The 23,959-nt window shown below is 62.6% G+C and carries 22 protein-coding genes; 9 read left to right on the plus strand and 13 right to left on the minus strand.

The genetic code is table 11. The features are described from left to right. Window positions 1-65 precede the first annotated feature (65 nt). The 3 genes from ACI7M0_RS06690 to ACI7M0_RS06700 all read right to left on the minus strand — a co-directional run bounded on the left by ACI7M0_RS06690 (window position 66) and on the right by ACI7M0_RS06700 (window position 1,355). Window positions 66-221 (minus strand): hypothetical protein, encoded by a 156-nt coding sequence (locus ACI7M0_RS06690; protein ID WP_165367001.1) that lies wholly within the window; start codon window positions 219-221, stop codon window positions 66-68. Between the two features lie 467 nt (window positions 222-688). After that, window positions 689-961 (minus strand): DUF3077 domain-containing protein, encoded by a 273-nt coding sequence (locus tag ACI7M0_RS06695; protein WP_014590008.1) that lies wholly within the window; start codon window positions 959-961, stop codon window positions 689-691. Window positions 962-1,097: 136 nt separating this feature from the next. Then, window positions 1,098-1,355, minus strand: coding sequence for a hypothetical protein (locus ACI7M0_RS06700; protein WP_054889139.1), 258 nt, complete (start codon window positions 1,353-1,355; stop codon window positions 1,098-1,100). Between the two features lie 646 nt (window positions 1,356-2,001). Between ACI7M0_RS06700 and ACI7M0_RS06705 the strand changes: the two genes are divergently transcribed. Genes ACI7M0_RS06705 through ACI7M0_RS06715 form a run of 3 tightly spaced genes read left to right on the plus strand, consistent with a single transcriptional unit; the run spans window position 2,002 to window position 5,988 of the window. Next, window positions 2,002-2,862, plus strand: coding sequence for an SH3 domain-containing protein (locus tag ACI7M0_RS06705; protein ID WP_129933958.1), 861 nt, complete (start codon window positions 2,002-2,004; stop codon window positions 2,860-2,862). Between the two features lie 8 nt (window positions 2,863-2,870). Then, on the plus strand, window positions 2,871-4,769 hold the full coding sequence (locus tag ACI7M0_RS06710; protein WP_129971918.1) for a hypothetical protein: 1,899 nt from the start codon (window positions 2,871-2,873) through the stop codon (window positions 4,767-4,769). A 10-nt stretch (window positions 4,770-4,779) separates the two neighbouring features. Beyond that, entirely contained in the window at window positions 4,780-5,988 is a 1,209-nt protein-coding gene (locus tag ACI7M0_RS06715; protein ID WP_064491366.1) for a hypothetical protein, read from the plus strand. A gap of 100 nt (window positions 5,989-6,088) precedes the next feature. Here ACI7M0_RS06715 and ACI7M0_RS06720 read toward each other — a convergent pair whose 3' ends face one another. Continuing rightward, a complete protein-coding gene (locus tag ACI7M0_RS06720) occupies window positions 6,089-6,706 on the minus strand; it encodes a LysE family transporter (RefSeq protein ID WP_104960974.1) in 618 nt (205 codons plus the stop codon). Between the two features lie 190 nt (window positions 6,707-6,896). Between ACI7M0_RS06720 and ACI7M0_RS06725 the strand changes: the two genes are divergently transcribed. The 3 genes from ACI7M0_RS06725 to ltrA all read left to right on the plus strand — a co-directional run bounded on the left by ACI7M0_RS06725 (window position 6,897) and on the right by ltrA (window position 10,954). Beyond that, window positions 6,897-7,088, plus strand: a complete 192-nt coding sequence (locus tag ACI7M0_RS06725) for a YhfL family protein (RefSeq protein WP_003254720.1) — start codon at window positions 6,897-6,899, stop codon at window positions 7,086-7,088. Window positions 7,089-7,415: 327 nt separating this feature from the next. Beyond that, the gene (gene mqo, locus ACI7M0_RS06730) at window positions 7,416-9,053 is read left to right on the plus strand and encodes a malate dehydrogenase (quinone) (protein ID WP_010952387.1); all 1,638 of its coding nucleotides are present in this window, start codon (window positions 7,416-7,418) and stop codon (window positions 9,051-9,053) included. A 479-nt stretch (window positions 9,054-9,532) separates the two neighbouring features. Further along, window positions 9,533-10,954, plus strand: coding sequence for a group II intron reverse transcriptase/maturase (ltrA, locus tag ACI7M0_RS06735; protein ID WP_405314498.1), 1,422 nt, complete (start codon window positions 9,533-9,535; stop codon window positions 10,952-10,954). Between the two features lie 151 nt (window positions 10,955-11,105). On the opposite strand, the gene ACI7M0_RS06740 is transcribed toward ltrA, so the two are convergent. Beyond that, a complete protein-coding gene (locus ACI7M0_RS06740; RefSeq protein WP_129933379.1) occupies window positions 11,106-11,441 on the minus strand; it encodes a helix-turn-helix transcriptional regulator in 336 nt (111 codons plus the stop codon). A gap of 49 nt (window positions 11,442-11,490) precedes the next feature. Here ACI7M0_RS06740 and xenA point away from each other — a divergent pair, with 49 nt between their 5' ends. After that, entirely contained in the window at window positions 11,491-12,582 is a 1,092-nt protein-coding gene (xenA, locus tag ACI7M0_RS06745; RefSeq protein WP_010952388.1) for a xenobiotic reductase XenA, read from the plus strand. Window positions 12,583-12,705: 123 nt separating this feature from the next. Here the strand turns inward: xenA and ACI7M0_RS06750 are convergent, their stop codons facing one another. The 5 genes from ACI7M0_RS06750 to ACI7M0_RS06770 form a co-directional block, all read right to left on the minus strand. After that, entirely contained in the window at window positions 12,706-13,953 is a 1,248-nt protein-coding gene (locus tag ACI7M0_RS06750) for an FAD-binding oxidoreductase (protein ID WP_129933377.1), read from the minus strand. Window positions 13,954-13,955: 2 nt separating this feature from the next. Then, window positions 13,956-15,533, minus strand: coding sequence for an aldehyde dehydrogenase (NADP(+)) (locus tag ACI7M0_RS06755; protein WP_129933375.1), 1,578 nt, complete (start codon window positions 15,531-15,533; stop codon window positions 13,956-13,958). Window positions 15,534-15,683: 150 nt separating this feature from the next. After that, window positions 15,684-16,631, minus strand: coding sequence for a dihydrodipicolinate synthase family protein (locus ACI7M0_RS06760; RefSeq protein ID WP_129933373.1), 948 nt, complete (start codon window positions 16,629-16,631; stop codon window positions 15,684-15,686). Between the two features lie 46 nt (window positions 16,632-16,677). Next, window positions 16,678-17,604 (minus strand): 4-hydroxyproline epimerase, encoded by a 927-nt coding sequence (locus tag ACI7M0_RS06765; RefSeq protein ID WP_104960980.1) that lies wholly within the window; start codon window positions 17,602-17,604, stop codon window positions 16,678-16,680. A gap of 23 nt (window positions 17,605-17,627) precedes the next feature. Beyond that, window positions 17,628-19,241, minus strand: a complete 1,614-nt coding sequence (locus ACI7M0_RS06770; RefSeq protein WP_104960981.1) for an APC family permease — start codon at window positions 19,239-19,241, stop codon at window positions 17,628-17,630. A 377-nt stretch (window positions 19,242-19,618) separates the two neighbouring features. On the opposite strand from ACI7M0_RS06770, the gene ACI7M0_RS06775 reads away from it, so the two are divergent. Beyond that, window positions 19,619-20,401 carry an AraC family transcriptional regulator gene (locus ACI7M0_RS06775; protein WP_129933371.1) on the plus strand — a complete coding sequence of 261 codons (783 nt, stop codon included), beginning with the start codon at window positions 19,619-19,621 and terminating at the stop codon, window positions 20,399-20,401. Here the strand turns inward: ACI7M0_RS06775 and ACI7M0_RS06780 are convergent. Then, on the minus strand, window positions 20,389-21,276 hold the full coding sequence (locus tag ACI7M0_RS06780; protein WP_003254701.1) for a LysR family transcriptional regulator: 888 nt from the start codon (window positions 21,274-21,276) through the stop codon (window positions 20,389-20,391). The genes ACI7M0_RS06775 and ACI7M0_RS06780 overlap by 13 nt on opposite strands. Before the next feature lie 141 nt (window positions 21,277-21,417). Between ACI7M0_RS06780 and moaB the strand changes: the two genes are divergently transcribed. Then, window positions 21,418-21,936 carry a molybdenum cofactor biosynthesis protein B gene (gene moaB, locus ACI7M0_RS06785; RefSeq protein WP_003254698.1) on the plus strand — a complete coding sequence of 173 codons (519 nt, stop codon included), beginning with the start codon at window positions 21,418-21,420 and terminating at the stop codon, window positions 21,934-21,936. 46 nt (window positions 21,937-21,982) lie between these two features. Here moaB and ACI7M0_RS06790 read toward each other — a convergent pair whose 3' ends face one another. Together ACI7M0_RS06790 and moaA are read right to left on the minus strand one after the other, a co-directional pair. Continuing rightward, window positions 21,983-22,882, minus strand: a complete 900-nt coding sequence (locus tag ACI7M0_RS06790) for a bestrophin family protein (protein WP_020192396.1) — start codon at window positions 22,880-22,882, stop codon at window positions 21,983-21,985. A gap of 20 nt (window positions 22,883-22,902) precedes the next feature. Then, the gene (gene moaA / locus ACI7M0_RS06795) at window positions 22,903-23,907 is read right to left on the minus strand and encodes a GTP 3',8-cyclase MoaA (RefSeq protein WP_003254695.1); all 1,005 of its coding nucleotides are present in this window, start codon (window positions 23,905-23,907) and stop codon (window positions 22,903-22,905) included. Between the last annotated feature and the right edge of the window lie 52 nt (window positions 23,908-23,959).

Consider the following 23,959-nt stretch of genomic DNA (forward strand, 5'->3'; position numbering starts at 1 on the left):
GGGATATAGTCAACTGCCGATGATGAGGATCGGCCACCCCGCCCGCAGGCGGGGTATGCCTAGCATTAGACCTTGGCCAGGATTACGGCAGAGACCAAAGCCAGCGCTACTGCGGTCACTGGCTCAAAGCCCAGCACGAAAAAGAACGTGCCGCAAAGGCTGCCGAACGCCGGAAGGCGAAGGTGCAACGCTGCTGAACCAGCTTTTTCAGAAATGCCCATAGGCACGTCCTCCTCAGCTGTTTCTCCCGGTCTCATGTAGCAGTTGGCGGGGAGGTTCAGACTTCGCTGCCTATTTCCGTTTTCCCCAGCTACATGATGGGGTTTTGCCAGATTGGCTGGCGGCAGCGGTCCAACTGGTCGTTTGCGGAAAAGGGTTACCCCTTGCCCGGCATCTCGAAGTGGCGGAACGATATCACTCAGCTAGGCGGCTTTCCAGCGCTTCGAGCGTGGGGGAATTTTGGGGGAATGAATCCCCCGAATGGTGTGGAATGCTGTTGTGTCACACTGCGTTTAAGCAACTGATTCTATTGAGTTTTACAAAAAACATCTTAAAAAAATATGAGGTCGAAAACGGATTCGAAATCCGTTGTACTGGCAACAGTACCTAGGGTTCAAATCCCTATCTCTCCGCCATACAAGATCAAGCCCCTGGAAGCGAAAGCTTTCGGGGGCTTTTTCGTTGCGCCTTACTTTTTCATCATCCCCAACTCAGCATCATCCAGCAGCGCCTTGGCCATCGCGCTCAGGTAATGCGAGGCCCAGATCAGTTTCTGGTCGCCGTCCATCAGGCCGGTGATGATCAGGTCGCGCACGTAACCCATCAGTTCGGATGCCTGTTCGCGGGCGTCCTGGCAGGGGATGCCGGGTTCGATGCGGAACAGCGGGTGGGTGTTGTTTTCGCCTTGGTAGAAGCAGGTCTTGCCGACTGTGGTGGGTTCTTTTGTGTTGTCGGTGGGCATTGTTTTGTTTCCCTGGATTCTGGGTTGCCTGGGCTGGCCTCTTCGCGGGCTCGCCCGCTCCCACAGGTACTGTGCAGTGCGTGACGGCTGTGATGACCCTGTGGGAGCGGGCGTGCCCGCGAAGAGGCCTGACCTGCTAATGCAAGGTGTGAGGCTCTGTGGGTAAATGCGGCCGCATCTGCAACTGCATCAACGCCGATTCGACCAGCCCCTGTACCGCTTCCATTTCATGGATCACGGCCTGCATCACGATCGAGCTGTGGGCGGTGGGTTTGAGTTGCACGGATTGACGGGCCACGGACAGGGCGCAGAGTACGTACTCTGAGGACTGGACCAGGGTGTCTTGCAGGAACTGGGTGGTATCGAGGGGTGGATCAGGGACCATCTTGCGCATAAACATCTCCAGGATCATTGGAGCTGCCGCAAGCTTGCTGTCAAACAAGAGGGTGGCAGCTGTACATGGGTTGACAGACCGAGGATCCCGGAGTAACTCGGCGCACACGAAGGTGCCCCACGTACAGCCGCCATAAACAGTGCACGTGTGCGGAAAATCGTCGGCCTGTCAAAGCCGGCCGTTGATTTTGCAACGACGAGCCGAGACTAGAGCGCGACCGAATCCGTCGCAACCGTTTGAGCGGGTTGGCAGTATGTTTGGGAAACGCCCTACAAGGAAGGGGATAATTCTGAGTACAAGTTGTAGGACGGATTTCTACTAATCAATCAGACAGGCTTCCTGCAACATTTTGTCTTGAACTGCCAATGGCACCTTGGGCTACAATGCGGCCCTCTGATACGCCACTCACGCCCAGGCCACACGCCGTAATGATTACGCGCGCTGGGCGATGAACTCTTCCTGACATGGATTCGTTGGATGCTTTGCGCCGTACTGGTCTCCCCCTGCGCCCCTCGCTGGACGGCTGAATTGTCGTCTGCGGCCAGTGCTGCACACTTTCTGAAAACCCCGCACAAACTCGAATGCTGCCGCCAACCATTGGCTGCGGTACGCGGCTGTGCGCCCCACCGAAAATGGAGTGCTCCACTTGCGTAAGAAATTCGTCGCGTCCCTTCTGGCGGTCGCCATCGCCTCTACCACGGCCTGTGCACAGCTCGGGATCAGCAAAGAGCAAGCGGGCACCGTGATCGGTGGCCTGGCCGGTGTGGCCATCGGCTCGACCATGGGCAGTGGCAACGGCAAGATCGCCGCCGCGCTGATCGCAGGTGGCATTGGCGCCTACGTGGGCAACCGCATCGGCCACATGCTCGATGAAAAAGACCAGCAAGCCCTGGCGCTGCGCACCCAGGAAGTGCTGAGCCAGCAACAGACCACCGCCAGCGCCCAGCCTGTGACCTGGAAGTCCGACCACTCTGGCGCCACCGCGCAGATCGTGCCGGGCAAGGAATACACCAAGACCAAGCAGGTCGAGGTCAAGCGCGCGCCGAAGATCCAGGCGGTGCCGTCGATGAAGCTGATCAACGAGCCGTATGTGACCATCAGCGACAACCTCAACGTGCGCGCCGCGCCTAGCCAAGCTGGCGAGAAGGTCGGCAGCCTGAAGAACCACACCGAATTCACTGCCGTGGGCTCCACCGGTGACTGGGTCCTGGTCGGGCGCAAGGGCGTGACCGTGGGCTACGTGCACAAGAACTACGTCGAGCCCAAGGCACAAGCGGTCGCCAAGCGCGTAACGCCAGCCGTCAACCTGGACGAGCTGGACGTTGCCGCCAGCAAGGAAACCCAAGGCTTCGACCTGGACTCGGTGCAGTCGCTGCCGACCCAGACAGTTGCCGCCGAAGCGGCCTGCCGGCCGGTCACCGTCAGCCTGAAATCGCAAAGCGGCCAGACCGAACAAGAGCAGAACACCTTCTGCAAACAAGCCAACGGCACCTGGGAACTGATCTGAGGAACTCCATGAAAAAGCACGCGCTCGCGCTGGCTGTGATCGGCGCTTGTGGTCTGGTACCGCAGGCGTTCGCCCACGAGCTGGCCTTTTCCAAGAAAGACAACATCAAGGTCGAAGTGCCCGGGGATGCCACCACCTGGTGCAAACCCCAGGTCGACCTGACCATTACCCGCCCGGCCTGGGATAACCAGGAACTGCTGGCGGGCCTGCTGACCAAGCTGCCGTTCGTGTTCGCCAAGGACTGCTCGACCGCCAAGGTGAGCTGGAAGGCGGTCGATGCCAAGGGCAACCTGTACGCCAGCGGCTCGGGCAATGCCAGCAACCTGGGGCTGGTGACCCTGGCTGCTGCGCCTGCCACTGCCGCCCCGGCACCGGCTGCAGCAGATGCACCCGCTCCGGCACCTGCGCAGCCAGAAGCACCGGCTGCTGCTGCACCGACACCGACACCTGCTCCGGCCCCAGCCCAAGCCCCTGCTGCTGCAGCGGCGCCGGCAGTGGTCGAAGCCGCACCTGCGCAGGCAAAACCCGCTCCGGCCCCCGCGCCGGCGCCAGCCGTAGCTGCAGAGCCAGCCCCAACCCCCGAAGCCCCGGCAGCAGCCCCTGTTGTGTCGCCCGTCCCGGCACCTGCCACAGCAGTCGCCGCAGCCCCCACTTCGGACTTCGGTCGCTCGGTGGTCCTGGAAAACCGCAACCTGATGCAGGTAACGGACGGCACCGGCTGCAAATGGGTGCTCAGTACCTCGATCATCGGCGATGGCGACACCCTGTCGTTCGGCACCACCCCGGCCATGCCGTGCCCAGCGTCCGGCTTTGGTGAAGGCAGCTTCGACAAAATCAGCTGGAAGGCTGTGGGTACCTACCGGGGTGATAACTGGACCCGCGTTTATGCTCACGCGAGTGGTTTGATCTTCAACAAGAACCTTGAGCCTGCGGTAAAGGACAAGGCCGTTTCTTATCTCACGCCGCAAGCTGACCAGGCCGCGTTCCTGGTTGGTGAGATCCCCGGCCGGCAGATGAAGGTGTACCTGACGTTCACCCGCTCCAGCTACGGCGTGCTCCGCCCGTTCAGCAGCGACCCTTACTACGTCGCGGTCACCCCGGACGAGTCGTTTGCCCTGGACGCGACCAAGTACAAGGAAGCTGCGCTGGAAATCTTCGACCTGATCAAGACCACCTCGCCGACCACCACCGATGTGGCCAACCTGTTCATCGTCAAAGACCTGTCGGCGATCTCGAACAACATCTGGGGCAACGACGCGCAGAAGATCACCCGCAATCGCATCGGCATCAACCGCCAAGGCCTGTTCTTCGATGTGCGCGACGGTGCCAACTGGGCGGTACAGCGTGAGCAGCAGCGTGTGCGTGAGCAGCGTCAGCGCCAACAGGAACTGGCCCGCGTGCACACCCGTGTGCTGGAGCGTTACCAGCAGTTGCAGGACGGCATGAGCGACTTCAAGGGGCGCGAAACCGAGGCGTTGGCGCAGATGGCCGGTATCAAGGTGCGCTTCGCTTCGCCACTGGAGCAGCAAAACCCTGCGACCTCGGCCAGCGTAGTGCCGATGATGGTGCACGTCACCGGCAAGAAAGGTGACTTCTACAGCATCGACTTCCCGAGCAACGGCCGCCTGGTTGCGGACGAGGAATACAGCGAAGGCTGGTACGTGACCCAGGTGGCCAACGCCACGCCGTACTACCCGCTGGACGACGGCCGCGCCGTGCCTACCTACCGTGCCTACAGCGCCGGTGAACCCGAGGCCTGCAAGCAGGACCACTGTGCCGACCGCGTGTCGTTCGGCGCCGTGCTGGCCAAGGAATTCCCCAACGCCGGTATCGATTTCAGCTGGACCCCCGAGGTCTCCCAAAAGTACGTGAACGACTGGAACAACGCTTCCGCCATGGTCCAGTGAGGCAAACACCATGATCAAACAGATGAACAAGAAGCAGCTGCTGATTGGCGGTGTGGCCGCAGCGGTGCTGGTGCTCGGTGGTGGCTATGCGATGGTCGCCAGCTCGGGCAAGAAGGCTGCGCTGGCCTACTACGACGATTTCAAGGAGCGCTATTTTCTTGAGGATGTGCTGTCTGAGGGGGACATTTCCTACTCGGCGTTTTCCGGCAACCTGACGGTAGCCGACCCGGAGATCCGCGTGGCGGCGGCGCAGACCAATGGCGCCCAGCAGTTCCTGCGCGGCCTGTCGGGCTTGATGGAGTCCGTACAGGGTGGTTCGGCTGAGGAAGGCCTGGCGGGCTGGGCCAAGTACCAGCTCAATGTCAGCCGCAATGTGGCCGGGGTGTACCTGAAGGCTGATGCGCTGAAGCTGGCCCATGACGGAGACAGCAAGGATGGCAGCATTCATATCCAGTTGCTGGGCATGCAGATGAGCAACCCTTACGTTGCCAGCAAGGGGGCCGAAGTCGTGCTGGTGGCTGATGTCAGCGACGAAGTCCAGCCACGTGCCGAGCTGGCCGCCAATGGTCGGGCCGCCCCGTCGAACTTCACCTGGGGCGCCAACATGGCGGTGCGCCAGCCAGTAACTGGCGCGTTTCTGGTCAGCAGCACGGGTGACTTTGGTACCACGGTCGACCTGGACTTCACCATCAAACGCTCCAGCGATGGCGAAGGCTCGATGGCGTTCGTGGTCACCCACCGCAACGACGGCTCCAAGGTGGGGGAAATCGTGCGCAAGGCCGACTTCCAGTCGCTGCCGGAGCTAGACGATGTCGAAACCCAGCTCAAGAGTGCCCTGAGCGCGATGCTGATCGGGGCATACAGCCCGTACTCCGGCCAGGCGGTGTTGGCTGAAGCGGTGAGCGGCTTTGCCCGCAAGGCCAAGGTCGAGAACTACTCGGTAAGTTACAGCGGCTTCAAATCGCTGAAAGAGGCTTTCAGCGAATACCAGCAGCAAGTCCCCAAGGCAAAGTTCGCAGCCTTCTGCCAGGAGGTTGGGCTGTCGTCGTGGAGCAGTGACTTTGGCGCCAAGGCCAAGAACCACAGCGATTCGGAATGCGCCATCGGGCAGAAGCTGGTCGAAGACGGCAGTTTCGAAGAGCAGTACATCTTCAAGGAAGGCAAGAGCCTGTTTGCGGCGTTGTTCGTGAGCAAGGCCTATCAGCTGGAAACCAATTGACTGGGTAATGGCTGAGTGAACAAGCCCCCGGGAACCATGAGTTGCCGGGGGCTTGTTCAGGGTTGCTGTCAGGCGCGCCCGGACCCTGTCGGGCTTGGGATCAGCGCATCGCCGCCAGTTTGATGCCGAATCCCACCAGGCAAGCCCCCGCCAGCCGCTCGAACATATTGGCAATCCGCGGGTTGGCGCGCATGCGCTCGGCCAGTTGATGGGTCAGCACCACGGCAATCAGCCCATACAGGAAGGTCACCACCGCCACTGTCGCCGCCATGAAACCGAACGTCACCAGCCCTTGGTGTTTCACCGGGTCGACGAACAGCGGGAAAAACGCCATGTAGAACATGATCGCCTTGGGGTTGAGCAGGGTGATCATCATGGTCTGGCGCAGGTACTGGCCGTTGTCCATGCGGCAGGTGTGTGCTGCACCACCGGGTTTGCTCAGCAGCATGCGCAGGCCCAGGTAGGCCAGGTATGCAGCCCCCGCCCACTGCACCACATGAAAGGCGGCAGGGTAGGTGGCCAGCAGGGTGGCGACACCGGCTACCGCCAGCCACAGCAGCACCTGGTCACCCACGATCACGCCACAGGTCGCGGCCAGGCCTGCCTTGATACCGCCCTTGCCGGTGGCGGTGATCAGGGCGAAATTGCCCGGGCCGGGGATGGCCAGAAGAATGAGGAAGGCGATGACGAATGCGCCGTAGTCGGTGACGCCAAGCATGGTGAGTTCCTGTTGGGCATTGCGAAGGCAGTGCTCTGAACTATCGTCGCCAAAGGCGCGCTTTTCAACCTGTTGTTGCACAGTTGCAAAGAACCTGTGCCAAGCGCGGCTTGGATCCAATGCCTGGAGTCTGTATGATTCCGCGGCCATCAGACGATGGTCGAAGATGATTCATTTAAAGGATTGAGTAATGAAAAAGCTGTTCAAGGCCACCGTAGCCGTTGCCGTCGTTTCGGGTGTCGCCCTGCTGTCGGGTTGCACTGGCCAGGTTTACAACCAACCGAAAAACTGCACCTACGACTACCTGTTCCACCCTTCGGTTTCCATCTCCAAGATCATCGGTGGCTGCGGCCCGATCGATAAACTGCCTCAGCAGCAGTAATCTTGGCGGTACCCTGATCGCGACGCTTGCGGCGTGATCCAAGGCCCCCGGTCATGCACATGGCCGGGGGCTTTTGTTTGTGACGTGGCAAACTGCCGCTGGGGCAACCGGTCGCCTTGACGCTCCGGCCTGCAATTTGTTTGTGCTGGCATTTCAGATACAATCGGAAAAACGATTCAGCCTTGTCGGTCAATTCGACCAAAGGCCGAGCCGTTTTCTGGTTCTCTGGCTGCTGAACAATGATCAACAAAAAGCCTGCGCTGAAGAACACGCTTTACCGGGGCCAGCCACAGGCCCTCACTCTGTTCTCCTGACTGGAATTGATCAATGTTCAAGAAAGCTGGCAAGACCTTGCTGGGTCTGGCGGTCGCTGCAAGCGTCATGCAAGCGCATGCTGCAGAAACCAAGAAAGTAGACGTGCTGCTGGTCGGCGGCGGCATCATGAGCTCCACCCTGGCCGTGTGGCTGCACGAGCTGGAGCCAAGCTGGTCGATGGAAATGGTCGAGCGCCTGGATGGCGTGGCCGAAGAAAGCTCCAACGGCTGGAACAATGCCGGTACCGGCCACTCCGCGCTGGCCGAGCTGAACTACACCCCGGAAGACAAAGACGGCAACGTCAACATCTCCAAGGCCATCGAAATCAACGAAGCCTTCCAGATTTCCCGCCAGTTCTGGTCGTGGCAAGTACGCCAGGGCGTGCTGAAGAACCCGCACTCGTTCATCAACACCACCCCCCACATGAGCTTCGTGTGGGGCGATGACAACATCAAGTTCCTCAAGAAGCGTTACGACGCACTGCAGGCCAGCCCGCTGTTCCGTCCGATGCAGTACTCCGAGGACCACGCGCAGATCGCCAAGTGGGTCCCGCTGATGATGGAGGGCCGCGACCCGAACCAGAAGCTGGCCGTGACCTGGACGCCGATCGGTACCGACGTCAACTTTGGTGAGATCACCCGCCAGTTCGTTGGCCACCTGCAGACCCAGAAAGGTTTCGAGCTGAAGCTGTCCAGCGAAGTGCAGGACATCACCCGCAACAAGGACGGCTCCTGGCACGTCGAGTACAAGAACCTGAAGGACGGTACCGAGTCGGCCACCGACGCCAAGTTCCTGTTCATCGGTGCCGGCGGCGGCGCGCTGAAGCTGCTGCAGAAGTCGGGTATTCCGGAAGCCAAGGAATACGCAGGTTTCCCGGTGGGCGGTTCGTTCCTGGTGACCGAGAACCCGACCGTGGCCATGCAGCACATGGCCAAGGCCTACGGTATCGCCTCGACCGGTGCGCCACCCATGTCGGTCCCGCACCTGGACACCCGTGTGCTCGATGGCAAGCGCGTCATCCTGTTTGGCCCGTTCGCTACCTTCTCGACCAAGTTCCTGAAGAACGGCTCGTACCTGGACCTGCTGAGCAGCACCACCACCCACAACGTGTGGCCGATGACCAAAGTCGGTATCGACCAGTACCCACTGGTCGAGTACCTCGCTGGCCAGCTGATGCTGTCTGACGATGACCGCTTCGAAGCCCTGCGCACCTACTTCCCGAACGCCAAGAAAGAAGAATGGCGTCTGTGGCAGGCCGGCCAGCGTGTGCAAATCATCAAACGTGATGCCGAGAAGGGCGGCGTGCTGAAGCTGGGCACTGAAGTGGTGGCGTCCGAAGACCGCACCATCGCGGGCTTGCTGGGTGCATCGCCGGGTGCTTCGACCGCTGCGCCGATCATGCTGCACGTGCTGGAAACGGTGTTCAAGGAGAAGGTCGCTACCCCAGAGTGGCAGGCCAAGATCAAGGAAATCGTGCCGAGCTACGGCACCAAGCTGAACGATTCGGCAGCGGCCACCCAGAAAGAGTGGAACTACACCGCTGAAGTGCTGCAACTGGGTAAACCGCCGGTGATCGACGCCAGCGTTGAATTCGGTGGCGCGGCAAGCAAGCCGGTCGAGAGCAAGCCTGAGAACGACATGGCGCTGTAATCGGCCATTGTTGTGAAAGAAAGCCACGGGGGAGACCTCGTGGCTTTTTTGTGTGCGCCAGGCATGGCGCGTTGCGCGTAAGCGCAATCCGCTTGGCTGTGGTGGCCAAGCGGGTGACTTGGAGGTGAAAGTCCTCTACACACCCGGCAAGGGGAAGTGTTAGCCAGAGGCAAGGGTGTCGTGGGCGACTGCGAATCTGAAGGAAGCCCGAGGCAAAATGCTGGCCTGACGAACAGGAAGCGGATAGAGGCGGCACAGCGGGGTGAGGTGGCACAAATCGCCAAAGCCCAATACTTGCACGGAACGCTGTGACGTAGATCCGACAGGCATAAGCAGGAAGGTCGCGCGAATTACCCTGGGAGATCTGTACGTTTGCCATTGTGCTACCGCGCGTCGAAAGGCGACGGGATGAGCGTGCAGAAGTCAGCCGAAGCCGTAGTAAGTGGCGGTCAACCGCGCCACCAAGGGCCGAACAGGTTATGCCGCCAGTAGGCGTCACTGTCTCGTTGGTAGCCGTAATGCAGAAATTTCCCACAGCGGAAACTGTCATCCCGAGTCCCGGCCAGAAGCTGAGGATGATGCATGACAGTGCAAAGGTATCGACGGCGTCAGTAACGTGGACGAACGCGGAGCCGGACACGCTGATGGAGCGGGTGCTTGCACCGGCCAACCTCAGACGTGCGTATCAACGCGTGGTCAGCAACAAGGGAGCGCCGGGTGCCGATGGCATGACGGTCGCTGACTTGGCGGGCTACATGAAACAGTATTGGCCAACCCTCAAGGCCAGGTTACTGGCCGGTGAATACCAGCCCCAAGCAGTGCGAGCGGTTGAAATTCCCAAGCCGCAGGGCGGCACACGGCAACTGGGAATCCCCAGCGTCGTGGATCGCCTGATCCAGCAAGCACTGCAGCAGCAGCTCACACCTATCTTCGACCCACTGTTCTCGGACTACAGCTATGGTTTTCGTCCGGGCAGAAGTACGCATCAAGCCATCGAGATGGCCCGTGCTCATGTGACAGCGGGACACCGCTGGTGCGTGGAACTCGATCTGGAGAAGTTTTTCGATCGGGTCAATCACGACATCCTCATGGCTTGCATCGAACGTCGGATCAAAGACAAGTGCGTACTCAGGCTTATCCGCCGCTACCTTGAAGCCGGGATCATGTCGGGCGGTGTCGTCAGCCCACGGCAGGAAGGGACGCCGCAAGGCGGCCCGCTCTCGCCGTTGCTGTCGAACATCCTGCTCGACGAACTCGACCGCGAGCTGGAGCGGCGGGGCCATCGCTTCGTACGTTATGCCGATGATGCGAACATCTATGTACGCAGTCCCCGGGCCGGCGAACGGGTGTTGGTCAGCGTCGAGCGCTTCCTGAGAGAACGTCTGAAGCTGACGGTGAACAGAAAGAAAAGCCAAGTGGCAAGGGCGTGGAAGTGCGACTACCTAGGCTATGGGATGAGCTGGCACCAGCAGCCAAGGCTGCGCGTGGCAACGATGAGCCTAGACCGCTTACGCGACCGGCTCAGAATGCTGCTGCGCAGCGTACGGGCTCGCAAAATGGCGACTGTCATCGAGCGGATCAACCCCGTCCTGAGAGGCTGGGCTAGCTACTTCAAGCTCAGCCAGAGCAAGCGGCCGCTTGAGGAACTGGATGGTTGGGTCAGGCACAAACTCCGCTGCGTCATCTGGCGTCAATGGAAGCAGCCTCCCACGAGGCTGAGAAACTTGATGCGCCTGGGGTTGAGCGAGGAGCGTGCCAACAAGTCAGCCTTCAATGGCCGAGGTCCATGGTGGAATTCGGGAGCGCAACATATGAACTACGCGCTGCCAAAGAAACTGTGGGACCGGCTCGGGCTGGTCTCGATACTGGATACGATTAACCGGCTTAGCCGCGTAACCTGAACCGCCGTGTACGGAACCGTACGCACGGTGGTGTGAGAGGACGGCGGGTGTGAATCCGCCTCCTACTCGATTGCCAAGCCCAGCGCAACCCTCAGGCTTATCGCCATCCCTGGTAGGAGCGGGTTCACCCGCGAAGAGGCCTGCACAGGTATCACTGCTGGCGCAGTATGCACTCCAGCAGCCCGGGAAACCGCTCGCCCAGCATCTCGCTACGCAGCGAATTCATATGGGTAGTCCCCACATTGCGGGTTTGCACCAGCCCTGCATCACGCAACACACGGAAGTGGTGGGACATGCTCGACTTCGGCCGGCCTCCGTCCAGCTCGCCACAGCTGGCCTCGGTCACACCGGCCAGGTGGCGGACGATTTCCAGGCGAACGGGGTCGCTGAGCGCATAGAGCAGGCGTTCAAGGATGAGGTCTTCGGGGTTGGGATGTTTATAGGCTCGCATGGTTGACATGATAACGGGGGTTTCATTAATTGCCATAGTTCGATTATGATCGAACAACAGTATTCAAATGAACCCGGAGTTTCCCATGTCCGCACTGTTCGAACCCTACACCCTCAAAGACGTCACCCTGCGTAACCGAATCGCCATTCCGCCGATGTGCCAGTACATGGCTGAAGACGGCATGATCAACGACTGGCACCACGTACACCTGGCCGGCCTGGCCCGTGGTGGTGCCGGCTTGCTGGTGGTCGAGGCCACTGCTGTTGCGCCGGAAGGGCGTATCACCCCGGGTTGCGCCGGTATCTGGAGCGATGCCCACGCTCAGGCGTTCGTACCGGTGGTGCAGGCCATCAAGGCTGCCGGTTCCGTGCCGGGTATCCAGATCGCCCACGCCGGGCGCAAGGCCAGCGCCAACCGCCCGTGGGAGGGTGACGACCACATTGCCGCCGACGACGCGCGCGGCTGGGAGACCATTGCCCCGTCTGCGATTGCCTTTGGCGCGCATCTGCCGAAAGTGCCACGCGAAATGACGCTGGACGATATCGCCCGGGTCAAGCAGGACTTCGTCGATGCCGCCCGCCGTGCGCGTGATGCCGGCTTCGAGTGGATAGAACTGCATTTCGCCCATGGCTACCTGGGCCAGAGCTTCTTCTCCGAGCACTCCAACAAGCGCACCGATGCCTACGGTGGCAGCTTCGACAACCGCAGCCGCTTCCTGCTGGAAACACTGGCCGCCGTGCGCGAAGTGTGGCCGGAGAACCTGCCGCTGACCGCGCGCTTTGGTGTGTTGGAATACGATGGCCGCGATGAGCAGACCCTGGAAGAGTCGATCGAACTGGCCCGCCGCTTCAAGGCCGGTGGGCTCGACCTGCTGAGCGTGAGTGTCGGCTTCACCATTCCCGACACCAACATCCCCTGGGGGCCAGCGTTCATGGGGCCGATTGCCGAGCGCGTGCGCCGCGAAGCGAAGCTGCCCGTGACGTCGGCGTGGGGCTTTGGTACGCCGCAGTTGGCGGAGGCCGCATTGCAGGCCAACCAGCTGGATCTGGTTTCGGTAGGGCGCGCGCACCTGGCCGACCCGCACTGGGCTTACTTTGCGGCCAAGGAACTGGGGGTGGAAAAAGCGTCCTGGACCTTGCCGGCACCGTATGCGCACTGGCTCGAGCGTTACCGCTGAGGCTTGGAGGGGCTGCTTTGCAGCCCATTCGCGGGCAAGCCCGTCCCCACAGAGACACCACAGGTGTCAGATGCTGCACCCTCTCTGTGGGAGCGGGCTTGCCCGCGAAGAGGCCGGTAAAGACTAAAACCGATCCAGTCGGTATGCACTCATCTCAGGCCCACCAGCCTGCTCAGCCAACCGCCCCACCCATTCCGCCGTCACCGCCGCCTGGGTCAACCCCAGGTGCTGATGCCCAAACGCCAACAGCACCCGCCCATTGCACACCCTGTCGATTACTGGCAATGAGTCTGGCAACGAAGGCCTGAAACCCATCCACGGCGTTGCCCCTTCGACGCTCAAGTCGTGCCGGAACAACCCCTTGCTCAACCGGTGCAACTGCCAAGCCCGTTGCATGCTCGGTGGTGCCTGAAGCCCGGCAAACTCCACAGTGCCAGCCAGGCGCAAGCCTTCGGCCATGGGCGTCATGATGAACTTGCGCTCAAGCGAGGTGACGGCAAACGGCAGGCGTTGGTGCTCACCTGGCAACATCAGGTGGTAGCCGCGTTCGGTATCCAGCGGCACCCGCTTGCCTGTCAGCGCAGCGGTCAGTTTCGCAGAATGGGCGCCACAGCTGACAATCACCTGGCGGGCTTTGAGCGTGCCCCGGTCGCTGGCAAGGCTCACGCCGGCACTGTGTAGCTGCCCGCCATCGACCTGCGCCTGGACAAAGCGTACCCCGCTGGCCTTGGCCGCTTCGAACAATTCGCACACCACCCGATAAGGGTCGATGAAGTGCCCGGTGCGTGGAAAGAACAGTCCGCCCAACAGTGACGGGCTGAGCTGCGGCGCCGCTTCGCGCACGGTTTTGGCGGACCAGAAGTCCACCGGCACCGCCTGCTGTTGCATGCGTGTGCGCAACGCCTCCAGCGCCTGGCGTGACTCAGGTTTCTCGAACACCAGCAACGAACCATCCTCTTGAAACAATTCGCTGCGTCCGATCGAGCTCAACAGCCGGTGCCAGGCGCCCAGGCTGCCTTCGTTCAATGTGCGGATGCCCGCCACGCTGCGCTGGAACGGCGCCGGGCGCAGGTTGAGCAGCAGCCGCGTGAACCACGGCATGGCCTTGGGCAGGTATTTCCAGTCCAGGCGCAGCGGGCCCATCGGATCGAGCAGCATGCGCGGCAGGCGCTTGAGGATCGACAGGTCGGCAATCGGGAACACTTGCTCGGTTGCCAGGTGCCCGGCATTGCCGAAGGACGCGCCGAGGCCGGGCGCCTGGCGGTCGACCAGCGTTACCCGATGGCCCTGGCGGGCCAGTTGCAGGGCACAGGCGACGCCGACAATGCCGGCGCCCACCACGGCGATATCGGTTTCAGCGGTTTCGACCATGCTCAGTCTTCCCGTTTACCATCAAGCAGGCGCCGCAGCTGCAGCGGGTTGCCGTGTTTCAATGCCTGCGGCAGCAGCGCATCGGGGACGTCCTGATAGCAAACCGGGCGCAGGAATCGCAGGATCGCCGCCGTACCCACCGAGGTGGTGCGTGCATCGGAAGTGGCCGGGAACGGCCCGCCGTGGACCATGGCATCGCACACCTCGACGCCGGTCGGCCAGCCATTGACCAGAATACGCCCGGCCTTGCGCTCAAGGGTGGGGAGCAGGGCGCGAGCGCTGTCGATGTCGGCCTCGTCCAGTTGCAGGGTGGCGGTCAGCTGACCTTCCAGCTGTTCGGCTACCTGGCGGACCTGCTCATCGTCGGTGCAGGCAACGACCAGCGACGCTGCACCGAACACTTCAGCCTGCAACGCCGGGTCGGCGAGAAACGCTTCGGCCTGGGTTACGAACAACTGTGCCTGGCACTGGTTGGGGCCCTGACCGGTTTGGCCACTGGCGATGGCCTGGGCACAGGGGTTGTCTGCCAGGGCTGCGATACCGGCCTGGTAGGCACTGAAAATGCCGGGGGTGAGCATGGTTTGGGCGGAGGCCTGCTGCACGTACCCGGCGGCTGCAGTGATGAACCGCTGCAATGCCGGCCCCTGCCGGGCGATTACCAGACCGGGGTTGGTGCAGAACTGGCCAGCGCCCTGAGTCAGCGAGGCGACGAAACCTTGTGCCAGTGCTTCGGCACGGGCTTGCAGGGCGGCGTCGAACAGGAACACTGGGTTGATCGAACTCATCTCGGCATACACCGGGATGGGCTCCGGGCGCGCCTGGGCGGCCTGGCACAGCGCCACGCCACCGCTGCGCGAACCGGTGAAACCAACGGCCTTGATACGTGGGTCGCTGACCAGGGCAATGCCCACTTCGCGGCCCGAGCCATAAAGCAGCGAGAACACACCGGCTGGCAAGCCGCACTGCTTCACTGCTTGCGCCACCGCCTGGCCGACCAGCTCGCTGGTGCCGGGGTGGGCGCTGTGGGCCTTGACCACCACTGGGCAGCCAGCGGCCAATGCCGACGCGGTGTCACCACCGGTCACCGAGAAGGCCAGCGGGAAATTGCTGGCGCCGAACACGGCGACTGGCCCCAGGGCCACCTGGCGCTGGCGCAGATCAGCACGGGGGAGGGGCTGGCGCTCAGGCAGGGCGCTGTCGACCCGCACGTCCAGCCATTCGCCGGCTCGCACCACACGGGCAAAGGTGCGTAGCTGGGTGCAGGTACGACCACGCTCGCCCTGAATGCGCGCCTTGGGCAGGCCGGTTTCGGCCACGGCGCGGTCGATCAGGGCATCGCCTAGGGCCTCGATCTGTATGGCGATGGCTTCAAGGAACTCTGCTCGTTGTTCGAGCGAAGTTTCGCGGTAGGTATCGAATGCCGCCCAGGCCAGCGCGCAGGCCTGGGCCACCTGTTCGCCTGTGCCGCCGAGGTAGGTCGGTTCCAGAGCCTGACCGGTGGTTGGGTCGATGGCACGGATGGCTTCGCGGCTGCCGGTTACCGGCCTCTGGCCGATCAGCAGGTTGCCTGTGAGGGTCATGGAGCCTCCTTGGAAATCTAATGCAGATGCATGGGGGATTACGCCCCCTGTAGGAGCGGGTTCACCCGCGAACACCGGCGAAGCCGGTGCCATGCACCGGGTCGCCTGATTCGCGGGCACGCCCGCTCCCACAGGTAGAGCAGTGGCTGCTCAGGCGATGTTCTGCTCAGCCGACCAGCTGGCGTACCAGCTGCGGAACAGCGCGTACTGCTGTTCGGCATAGTTGCGCTGAGCGTCGGTCAGGACGTCGGTCTCGTTGAAGTGCAGGCTGTACTCGGTGTCGCCGTTGAGCACCATCAAGTGCTTGTAATACAACACCAGGTCGCAGCCTTCATCGAACGACGACAGCACCGCCAGCGCCGCTTCCAGCTCGCGCGCCAGGCGGCGGGCACGGGCGTCGCCTTTGGCGGCCTGTTTGCTCAGGCTCACCAGTTGCAGCACTTCGCGCGGCAGCGCATTGCCGATGCCGGTGATGGCGCCGGTGGCGTTGCAGTTGACGAAGCCATGCACCACCTGGGTGTCGACACCGACCATCAGGGTGACATCGTCATCCTTGGAGGTGATGTGCTCGGCGGCGTAGCGCAGGTCGGCGCCACCGCCGAACTCCTTGAAGCCGATCAGGTTGGGGAACTGGCTGCGCAGTTCGAAGAACAGGTCGGCGCGGGTGGCAAAGCCGTAGTAAGGGCTGTTGTAGATCACCGCCGGCAGTTTCGGTGCGGCAGCGAGGATGGCCGAGAAATGGTGCTTCTGGGCGATCAGCGAGGCGCCGCGGCTGAGCACGCGAGGGATGACCATCAGGCCGGCGGCACCGACCTTGGCGGCGTGGGCGGCATGCGACACTGCCTCACGGGTGTTGACTGCGCCCGTGCCGACGATGGTCGGGATACCGGCCGCCACCAGGCGCGCCACGCCTTCCTGGCGCTCGGCCTCGGTCAGCAGCGGCCAGTCACCCATCGAGCCGCAGTACACCACCGCGCTCATGCCGGCCTCGATCAGTTGGCGGCCCTTGCGCACCAAGGCGTCGAAGTCCGGCTTGCGCTCGGCGGTGCATGGGGTCATCAGGGCGGGCATGGTGCCGGTGAAAATGTTGTTGGTCATTGTTGTTACTCCTGGCGAAATTGGGTTTGGTCAAAAGGCCGGGGGCTCAGATGCCCCAGGCGAACGGGTCCTGTTCGTCGATCAGCAGGGTGCTGTCGGCGGTCATGTGGGCACGGCCGGTGATGAACGGTCGAATACGCTCGCCGTCGCGCTCGTAACGGCCGTGAAACTGGCTGCCGGTGATGCTGGCCTGCACCCAGGTCTGGCCTTCGGCAAGCTTGCCGTCGGCGGCCAGGCAGGCCAGCTTGGCGCTGGTGCCTGTGCCGCACGGGGAGCGGTCGTAGGCCTTGCCGGGGCACATCACGAAGTTGCGGCTGTCGGCGTTGGGGTCGTCGGCGAACAGTTCGATGTGGTCGATGGGCGCGCCGTTCTCGCCGGTGATGCCCTGGGCTTCCAGGGCCTTGAGCATGGCCCAGGTGTACTCGGTCAACACCTCGCGGTTATCCAGCTCGATGCGCTGGCCGTGTTCGGACACAAGGAAAAACCAGTTGCCGCCCCAGGCGATATCGCCGTGCACCACGCCATGGCCGGGCACGTCCACCGCAACCTGTTGGCGGTAGCGGTAGGAGGGCACGTTGCCGATGGTGATGGCGCCGTCGTCATGCAGGGTGGCGCTGACCTGGCCGACCGGGGTGTCGATCTTGTGCACACCCGGTGCGATCAGGCCCAGGTACAGCAACGACGCAACCAGGCCGATGGTGCCGTGACCGCACATGTTCAGGTAACCGGCGTTGTTGAAGAAGATCACCCCGCAAGTAGCGTCGGCCGATACCGGCGGGCAGTACAGCGCGCCGACCAGCACATCGTTGCCGCGTGGCTCCAGCAGGCAGGCACGGCGCCATGGGTCGTGCAGCTCGCGCAGTTCGTCGCGCTGTTCGGCCATGCTGCGGCCGTGCAGTTGCGGAAAGCCCTTCATCACCAGGCGGGTGGGTTCGCCACCCGTGTGGGAATCTATGACGTGAATCTGTTTCATGGGCTTGTCCCTTGCGTAAAAGATCAGGAAGCGACGGCAACAGGGCGGCCGTTAGAGGTTTCAGCGCAGGCTTCGCTTTCGTCGTCGCCTTCCAGGCGCACCAGGTGGGCAGGCACACCCGTGGCGGCGCCCCAGTAGTAGATGCCCAGTGCACAGGCCGCCACGACCACGGTGTCGAATGGGTGGCCGATGACGCCCAGGCCGCCGAAGCTGCCCAGCCACGACAGCAGGATGGTCAGCGCATAGAACCCGATCAGCCACGCCGACGAGCGAACTTGCTGACCCAGCGACAGGTGCTGGGTGGGTACGAAACGGCTGCACAGCAGGTACAGCACGAACATCACGATCTGCAGGGCCAGCAGCCACGACACGGTGTTCCAGCCCGACCAGTACACGATCAGCGCAGCGATGATGAACGACAGCGGGCCGAGCACAGCCATGCCCTTGACCCGGAACGGGCGCGGCATGTGTGGTGCATTGCGGCGCAGGGCGGCGACGCTGACCGGGGCCACGGCGTAGCTCAGCACCAGCGCGGCGGATACCACGTTGATCAGCGCTTCCCACGACGGGAACGGCAGGGTCCAGAACACCGACAGGCCGAACGTCAGCCACAGGGCTGGGCGCGGGATGCCGGACTCTGCATCGATGCGGGTGAAGTACTTGAAGAAGGTGCCGGTCTGCGCCCAGCCATAGATCACGCGTGGGGTGGCGTTCATGTAGATGTTGCCGCAGCCGCTTGGCGAGATCACTGCGTCGGCCACCACCAGGTAGGCGAGCCAGCCCACACCCAGGGCCAGGGCGATGTCACGGTAGGGCAGGGCCAGTTCCTTGGTCACGCTGGCCCAGCCGTTGGCCAGCATTTCGGTCGGTACGCTGCCGAGGAAGGCCAGTTGCAGCAAGGCGTAGATCGCGGTGGACAGCAACACCGAAAGAATCAGCGCAATCGGGATGGTGCGCTGCGGGTTCTTCACCTCGCTGGCCACCGATATGATCGGCGTCAGGCCCAGGTAGGCGAAGATGATGCCACCGGCGGATACCGCCATCTCCACCCCGGACAGGCCGAACGGGGCAAAGCCCTGGACCTCGAAGTTTTCCGGTTTGAAGAAGGTGAACAGCACGCCGATCACCAGCAGCGGCACGATGAACTTGAACACGCTGACCAGGTTGTTGGCCTTGGCGAAGGTTTTCACGCTGCGGTAGTTGAGGAAGAAGAACAGCCCCAGCAAGGCGAACTGCACCAGCCAGCCGAGCACGGTCGGGTCGCTGGAGCCGGCCTTGGTCAGCCCGGGAAACCAGGCGGCGGCGTATTGGCGTGAGGCGACCACTTCGATGGCGATCAGGCTGGAAAAGGCGATCAGGGTGATGAAGCCCATCAGGTAGCCCAACAGTGGGCCGTGCGAGTACACCGGGTAGCGAACCACGCCACCGGCGCGGGGCAAGGCGGCGCCCAGCTCGCAGTAGACGATGCCTAGCAGCAGTACGGCGAACCCGCCGAGAAACCAGGAGAGGATGCCGGCCGGGCCGGCGATGGCCGAGACGTGGCTGGCGGCAAACAGCCAGCCGGAGCCGAAGATGGCGCCTAGGCCGATGAAGGTGAGGTCCAGCAGTGATAACTGTTTTTTGAATTTGCCTGACATGGGTTCGCCTTTTTGTTGGTTATTGGATAGGCAGGTCTGATGTCACGAGATGCGGCTTTTTGGGCCGCGCTCTTGTAGGACTTGGGCGGCTTGCGTGGGACATAGAGTGGACCGATCAGGGCGGCGGTTCTTGATGGTTTTCTGCAAGGGGGATGACGAAATCGGCACAGTTGCAGAAAAACAGTGGTAAGGCGCAAAGCGTGGGGATAGGCTCAAAGCCATACCGGATAAGGGTTTGAGAGATGCAGTGCTAGTGCCGGCCCTTTCGCGGGTGAACCCGCTCCTACAGGTACGGCGCAGAATTCGAAATCTGTGGGGGCCCTGTAGGAGCGGGTTCACCCGCGAAGAGGCCGGCCCAGCCAGCAGAGAACCGACAGATGACCGACACCCCCCTGGCAACCCTCTACCAGTCCCTGGACCAGCACCGCCCCGCCAACCTCGAGGCCCTGCTCGCCGGCGTATCGCTGTTGCTGCCGATGCTCGACGCCATCCCCAACGCCGCGATCTTCATCAAGGATTCTGCCGCCCGCTATGCGTTGGCCAACAACACACTGGTCCAGCGCTGTGGCCTCAAGCGCCTGCAACCGCTGCTGGGCAAGACCAGTGCCGAGGTGTTTCCGGCACAGTTTGGCCCCGGCTATACCGAGCAGGATCGACGTGTTCTCAAGGAAGGCCTGGTGCTGGAGGACCAGTTGGAGCTGCACCTCTACGGCAGCCGTGAGCCCGGCTGGTGCCTGACCCACAAGCGCCCGCTGTACAACCCTGGCGGCGAAATCATCGGCCTGGTCGGCATCTCGGTCGACTTGCAGTCAGCCGCCCACAGCCACCCCGCCTACCAGCGCCTGGCCGCAGTGGACGAGCACATCCGCCAGCATTTTCACCAGCCGATCAGCATGGGCGAGCTGACCCGCATCGCCGGTATTTCCGTGGCCCAGCTGGAGCGCTATTGCAAGCGGGTGTTCCACCTCACGCCCCGGCAGATGATCCACAAGGCGCGCCTGGAGCACGCCCATCGCCTGCTGCATTCGGAGCTGCCGATCACTGAAGTGGCGATGCGCTGCGGCTACACCGACCACAGCGCCTTCAGCCGCCAGTTCAAGCAACTGACCGGCTTTACGCCGCGCCAGTACCGCCAGGCTACCGCCGATCAGGTGGCCTGAAACAGCCCCCGCGCCTCGGCAAAGCATTGCTCGGCAATCGCCGAGCGTGGCTCGCTGCGGCGCAGCAGCAGCCCGACCGGGCTGTGGATGGCGGCGTCGGCCACCGGTACGATGCGCAGGTGCTCGCTGAGGTCTTCCAGGCCGCAGTCCAGTGGCATGATCGCGCAGCATATGCCGGTGTTGATGGCCTGGATAAGCTGGAAGCTCGAGTCGCTCTCAAGCACCGCATTGGGCTCCAGACCACGGCTGCGGAAGCTCAGGTCCAGCGACTGGCGGTAGTGCATGCCTTTGCTCAGCAGCCCCAGCGGAATATCGCCGAGCTCGTCCCAGCGCAGCCGGTCGCTGGCGAACTGGAAGTGCCGTGTATCGTGCAGCAGGCCCATGGTGGTGGTGCCCAGTTCGATCACTTCGAAGAAGCTGGTGTTGACCTGGTCCAGGTAGCAGATACCCAGGTCGAGCTGGTTGCGGCTGAGGCCGTCGATGACCTGTTCCGAGCTCAGCGAGCTGAGCTGAAAGTGCAGTTCGGGGTATTTTTCGCGCAGGGGCAGCAGCAGGTGCATGGGGTTGAAACTGGCCAGCGGCACCGTGCCCAGGCGCAGGCTGCCGACCACCTGGCCACGGCAACTGGCAGCCTCGGCCTGCAGGCCGTCGTGGGCAGCGAGCAGGGTGCGGGCCCAGGCCAGGATGCGCTCGCCGGCCTCGGTGAAACCTTCGAAGCGCTGGCCCCGCTTGACCAGCACCAGGTCCAGTTCGTCTTCCAGGTTGCGCAGGCGCATGGACAGCGTCGGCTGGGTGATATGGCACAGCGCCGCCGCCTGGCCGAAGTGGCGGGTCTGGTCGAGGGCGATGAGGAACTTGAGCTGCTTGATGTCCATGAAAGTGCCTGGCGTCTGGTTATGCAGACCTTAACCCACGTCTGCGATAGATGTCATTGATCGGCCGGTACGTCATATCGATTGGACGCCTTTGGGGGTATGCCTCTAGCGTGGTGAAAATGCCCTTCAAGGAGCTTCACCGTGCGCGTCCAACTTGATGCGGTCTTCGTACCGCTGAACATCGCCGTGCTGACTGTCAGCGACACCCGTACCTACGATAACGATACTTCCGGCGCGCTGCTGGCCAACCGCTCGGTCGAGGTCGGTCACCGGCTGGTGGCGCGAGCGCTGCTCAAGGACGACCTGTACAAGATCCGCGCTCAGGTGGCCAGCTGGATTGCCGATGAGCAGGTGCAGGTGGTGCTGATCACCGGCGGTACCGGCTTTACCGGGCGCGACAGCACACCCGAAGCGGTCGAGTGCCTGCTGGACAAGCGTATCGATGGGTTTGGCGAGTTGTTCCGGGCATTGTCGATTCTCGATATTGGCAGCTCGACCGTGCAGAGCCGGGCGTTGGCCGGGTTGTCCAACCGCACGTTGGTATGTTGCCTGCCGGGCTCGACCGGAGCCTGCCGCACCGCCTGGGAAGGCATTCTGGCCGAGCAGCTGGATGCACGGCACCGGCCATGCAACTTCGTCAAACACCTGTTGCCGATGTAGGAGCGGGTTTACCCGCGAAGAGGCCAGAACAGGCAACCACCCACCGTCAGCTCAACACATACCCCACCGGCAACAAGGCAGGAGGCAGCTGCTGTTCCCCCAGCCCGGCCAGCACATCGCGCTCCACAGTCCGCACCATGGCATCGGTCGGCAGGTCGTTCTCATCGCGCCCGAACGGGTCTTCCAGCTCGTTGCCGATCGCATCCAGCCCGAAGAACGTGTACCCCACGATGGTGGTGAACAGCGGTGCCAGCCAGCCCAGCGGCTCGGCCAGGGCAAACGGTAGCAGCAGGCAGAAAATGTAGATGGTACGGTGCAGCAGCAGGGTGTAGGGAAACGGCAAGGGTGTGCCCTTGATCCGCTCGCAGGTGGCTTGCACTTCGGTCAGGCCCGCCAGGCGTTGCTCCAGCAGGTTGTAGCGCCATTCGCTGATCTGTTGCTGTGCGGCCAACCGTGAACAGTGGTCGCCGATTTCACGCAGGATGCCGTCGCACACATTGTGCGGGCTGATCGCATCGGCCCGTGCCAGCCACGGTCTGGCAGCTGCCCGTTCGTCCTCGTTACGCAGCCGGGCATTGAGTGCATGAGCGAAACCACACAGGTTGCGCAGCAGTTCGGTGCGCAGTGTTTCGTCGGCAATCGCCACGCTTTCCCGCACGAACGAGCGGGTTTCGATAATCAGTTTGCCCCAGGCCTTGCGCCCCTCCCACCAACGGTCATAGCACGCGTTGTTGCGAAAGCTCATGAAGATCGACAGCGACAGGCCCAGCAAGGTGAACGGCGTGGCGCTGACCGGGTAGAAATACGCCGGATAATGCCGCTCGACCAGCACGATCAGCGCGGCCAGCAGTGTCACCATCAGGCAACGCAGGGCAATGCGTTTGACGATCGACCCCTTGAGGGTGAACAACACGCGCAACACATCGGTGGAGGGGGGGACGATCATCGAAATCCAGAGACGGCTGCTCAGCCGCCGGTCATGTTCATGAAGCGCAGGATCTGCACATCGCCACCGACTTCAAAATGATGGCGATAGGGCTTGAGGTGCAGCGAGTCGCGAATGGCCTTTTCCAGGCGTTCGGGGTTGCCAGGGTGGGCGCGCAGCACGTGCTTGAGGTCGACCGAGTGTTCGTTGCCCAGGCACAGCAGCAGGCGGCCTTCGACGGTAAGGCGCACGCGGTTGCAGGTGGCGCAGAAGTTGTGGCTGTGCGGGGAAATGAAGCCGACCCGGGTGTTCGCGGCTTCGGCCAGGCGCCAGTAGCGGGCCGGCCCCATGGACGACTCGGTCGATTCGACCAGCGTGAACTGCTCGGCCAGGCGTGCCCGAACTTCATCGCTGGAGCAGAACGATTCGCCACGTTCATGCTCGCTTATCACCCCCAGCGGCATTTCCTCGATGAAGGTGATGTCCAGCTCGCGTTCGATGGCAAAGCGCACCAGATCGACCAGTTCATGGTCGTTGCGGCCTTTGAGTACCACGCAGTTGAGCTTGGTGCGCTTGAAACCGGCCTGGCGTGCGGCGTCGATGCCGGCGATTACCTGGGCAAGGTCGCCGGTGCGGGTCAGCTGCTTGAAACGGTCGGCATCCAGGCTATCCAGGCTGATGTTCAGGCGTGTCACCCCGGCGTCGAACAGCGGCTGAGCCAGGCGCCCGAGTTGCGAGCCGTTGCTGGTCAGGCACAGCTCGCGCAGGCCGGGCAGGGCGGCGATGCGCCCGCACAGGTCGACGATGCCCTGGCGTACCAGTGGCTCGCCACCCGTCAGGCGGATCTTGCGGGTGCCCAGCGCGACGAAGCGCTCGGCCACCTGGAACAGTTCTTCGAGGCTGAGTATTTGCTGGCGCGGCAGAAACTGCATGTCTTCGGCCATGCAGTACACGCAACGGAAGTCACAGCGGTCGGTGACCGACATCCGCAGGTAGTCGATTTTCCGGTTGAAGCCGTCGATCAGGGCCCGGCTGTTCTGTTCCACGTTCGCACTCGAATGGGTTGGGACATGACTCCAAGCTATAACCTGGCCGCAG

This window comes from Pseudomonas sp. 10(2024) (genome assembly GCF_045164175.1).
GTDB lineage: Bacteria > Pseudomonadota > Gammaproteobacteria > Pseudomonadales > Pseudomonadaceae > Aquipseudomonas > Aquipseudomonas alloputida.

Coding starts and splice junctions, on each gene's coding strand:
- ACI7M0_RS06690 (WP_165367001.1), bottom strand. CDS start 221: ATGGGCATTTCTGAAAAAGCTGGTTCAGCAGCGTTGCACCTTCGCCTT.
- ACI7M0_RS06695 (WP_014590008.1), bottom strand. CDS start 961: ATGCCCACCGACAACACAAAAGAACCCACCACAGTCGGCAAGACCTGC.
- ACI7M0_RS06700 (WP_054889139.1), bottom strand. CDS start 1,355: ATGCGCAAGATGGTCCCTGATCCACCCCTCGATACCACCCAGTTCCTG.
- ACI7M0_RS06710 (WP_129971918.1), top strand. CDS start 2,871: ATGAAAAAGCACGCGCTCGCGCTGGCTGTGATCGGCGCTTGTGGTCTG.
- ACI7M0_RS06715 (WP_064491366.1), top strand. CDS start 4,780: ATGATCAAACAGATGAACAAGAAGCAGCTGCTGATTGGCGGTGTGGCC.
- ACI7M0_RS06720 (WP_104960974.1), bottom strand. CDS start 6,706: ATGCTTGGCGTCACCGACTACGGCGCATTCGTCATCGCCTTCCTCATT.
- ACI7M0_RS06725 (WP_003254720.1), top strand. CDS start 6,897: ATGAAAAAGCTGTTCAAGGCCACCGTAGCCGTTGCCGTCGTTTCGGGT.
- mqo (WP_010952387.1), top strand. CDS start 7,416: ATGTTCAAGAAAGCTGGCAAGACCTTGCTGGGTCTGGCGGTCGCTGCA.
- ltrA (WP_405314498.1), top strand. CDS start 9,533: ATGCCGCCAGTAGGCGTCACTGTCTCGTTGGTAGCCGTAATGCAGAAA.
- ACI7M0_RS06740 (WP_129933379.1), bottom strand. CDS start 11,441: ATGGCAATTAATGAAACCCCCGTTATCATGTCAACCATGCGAGCCTAT.
- xenA (WP_010952388.1), top strand. CDS start 11,491: ATGTCCGCACTGTTCGAACCCTACACCCTCAAAGACGTCACCCTGCGT.
- ACI7M0_RS06750 (WP_129933377.1), bottom strand. CDS start 13,953: ATGGTCGAAACCGCTGAAACCGATATCGCCGTGGTGGGCGCCGGCATT.
- ACI7M0_RS06755 (WP_129933375.1), bottom strand. CDS start 15,533: ATGACCCTCACAGGCAACCTGCTGATCGGCCAGAGGCCGGTAACCGGC.
- ACI7M0_RS06760 (WP_129933373.1), bottom strand. CDS start 16,631: ATGACCAACAACATTTTCACCGGCACCATGCCCGCCCTGATGACCCCA.
- ACI7M0_RS06765 (WP_104960980.1), bottom strand. CDS start 17,604: ATGAAACAGATTCACGTCATAGATTCCCACACGGGTGGCGAACCCACC.
- ACI7M0_RS06770 (WP_104960981.1), bottom strand. CDS start 19,241: ATGTCAGGCAAATTCAAAAAACAGTTATCACTGCTGGACCTCACCTTC.
- ACI7M0_RS06775 (WP_129933371.1), top strand. CDS start 19,619: ATGACCGACACCCCCCTGGCAACCCTCTACCAGTCCCTGGACCAGCAC.
- ACI7M0_RS06780 (WP_003254701.1), bottom strand. CDS start 21,276: ATGGACATCAAGCAGCTCAAGTTCCTCATCGCCCTCGACCAGACCCGC.
- ACI7M0_RS06790 (WP_020192396.1), bottom strand. CDS start 22,882: ATGATCGTCCCCCCCTCCACCGATGTGTTGCGCGTGTTGTTCACCCTC.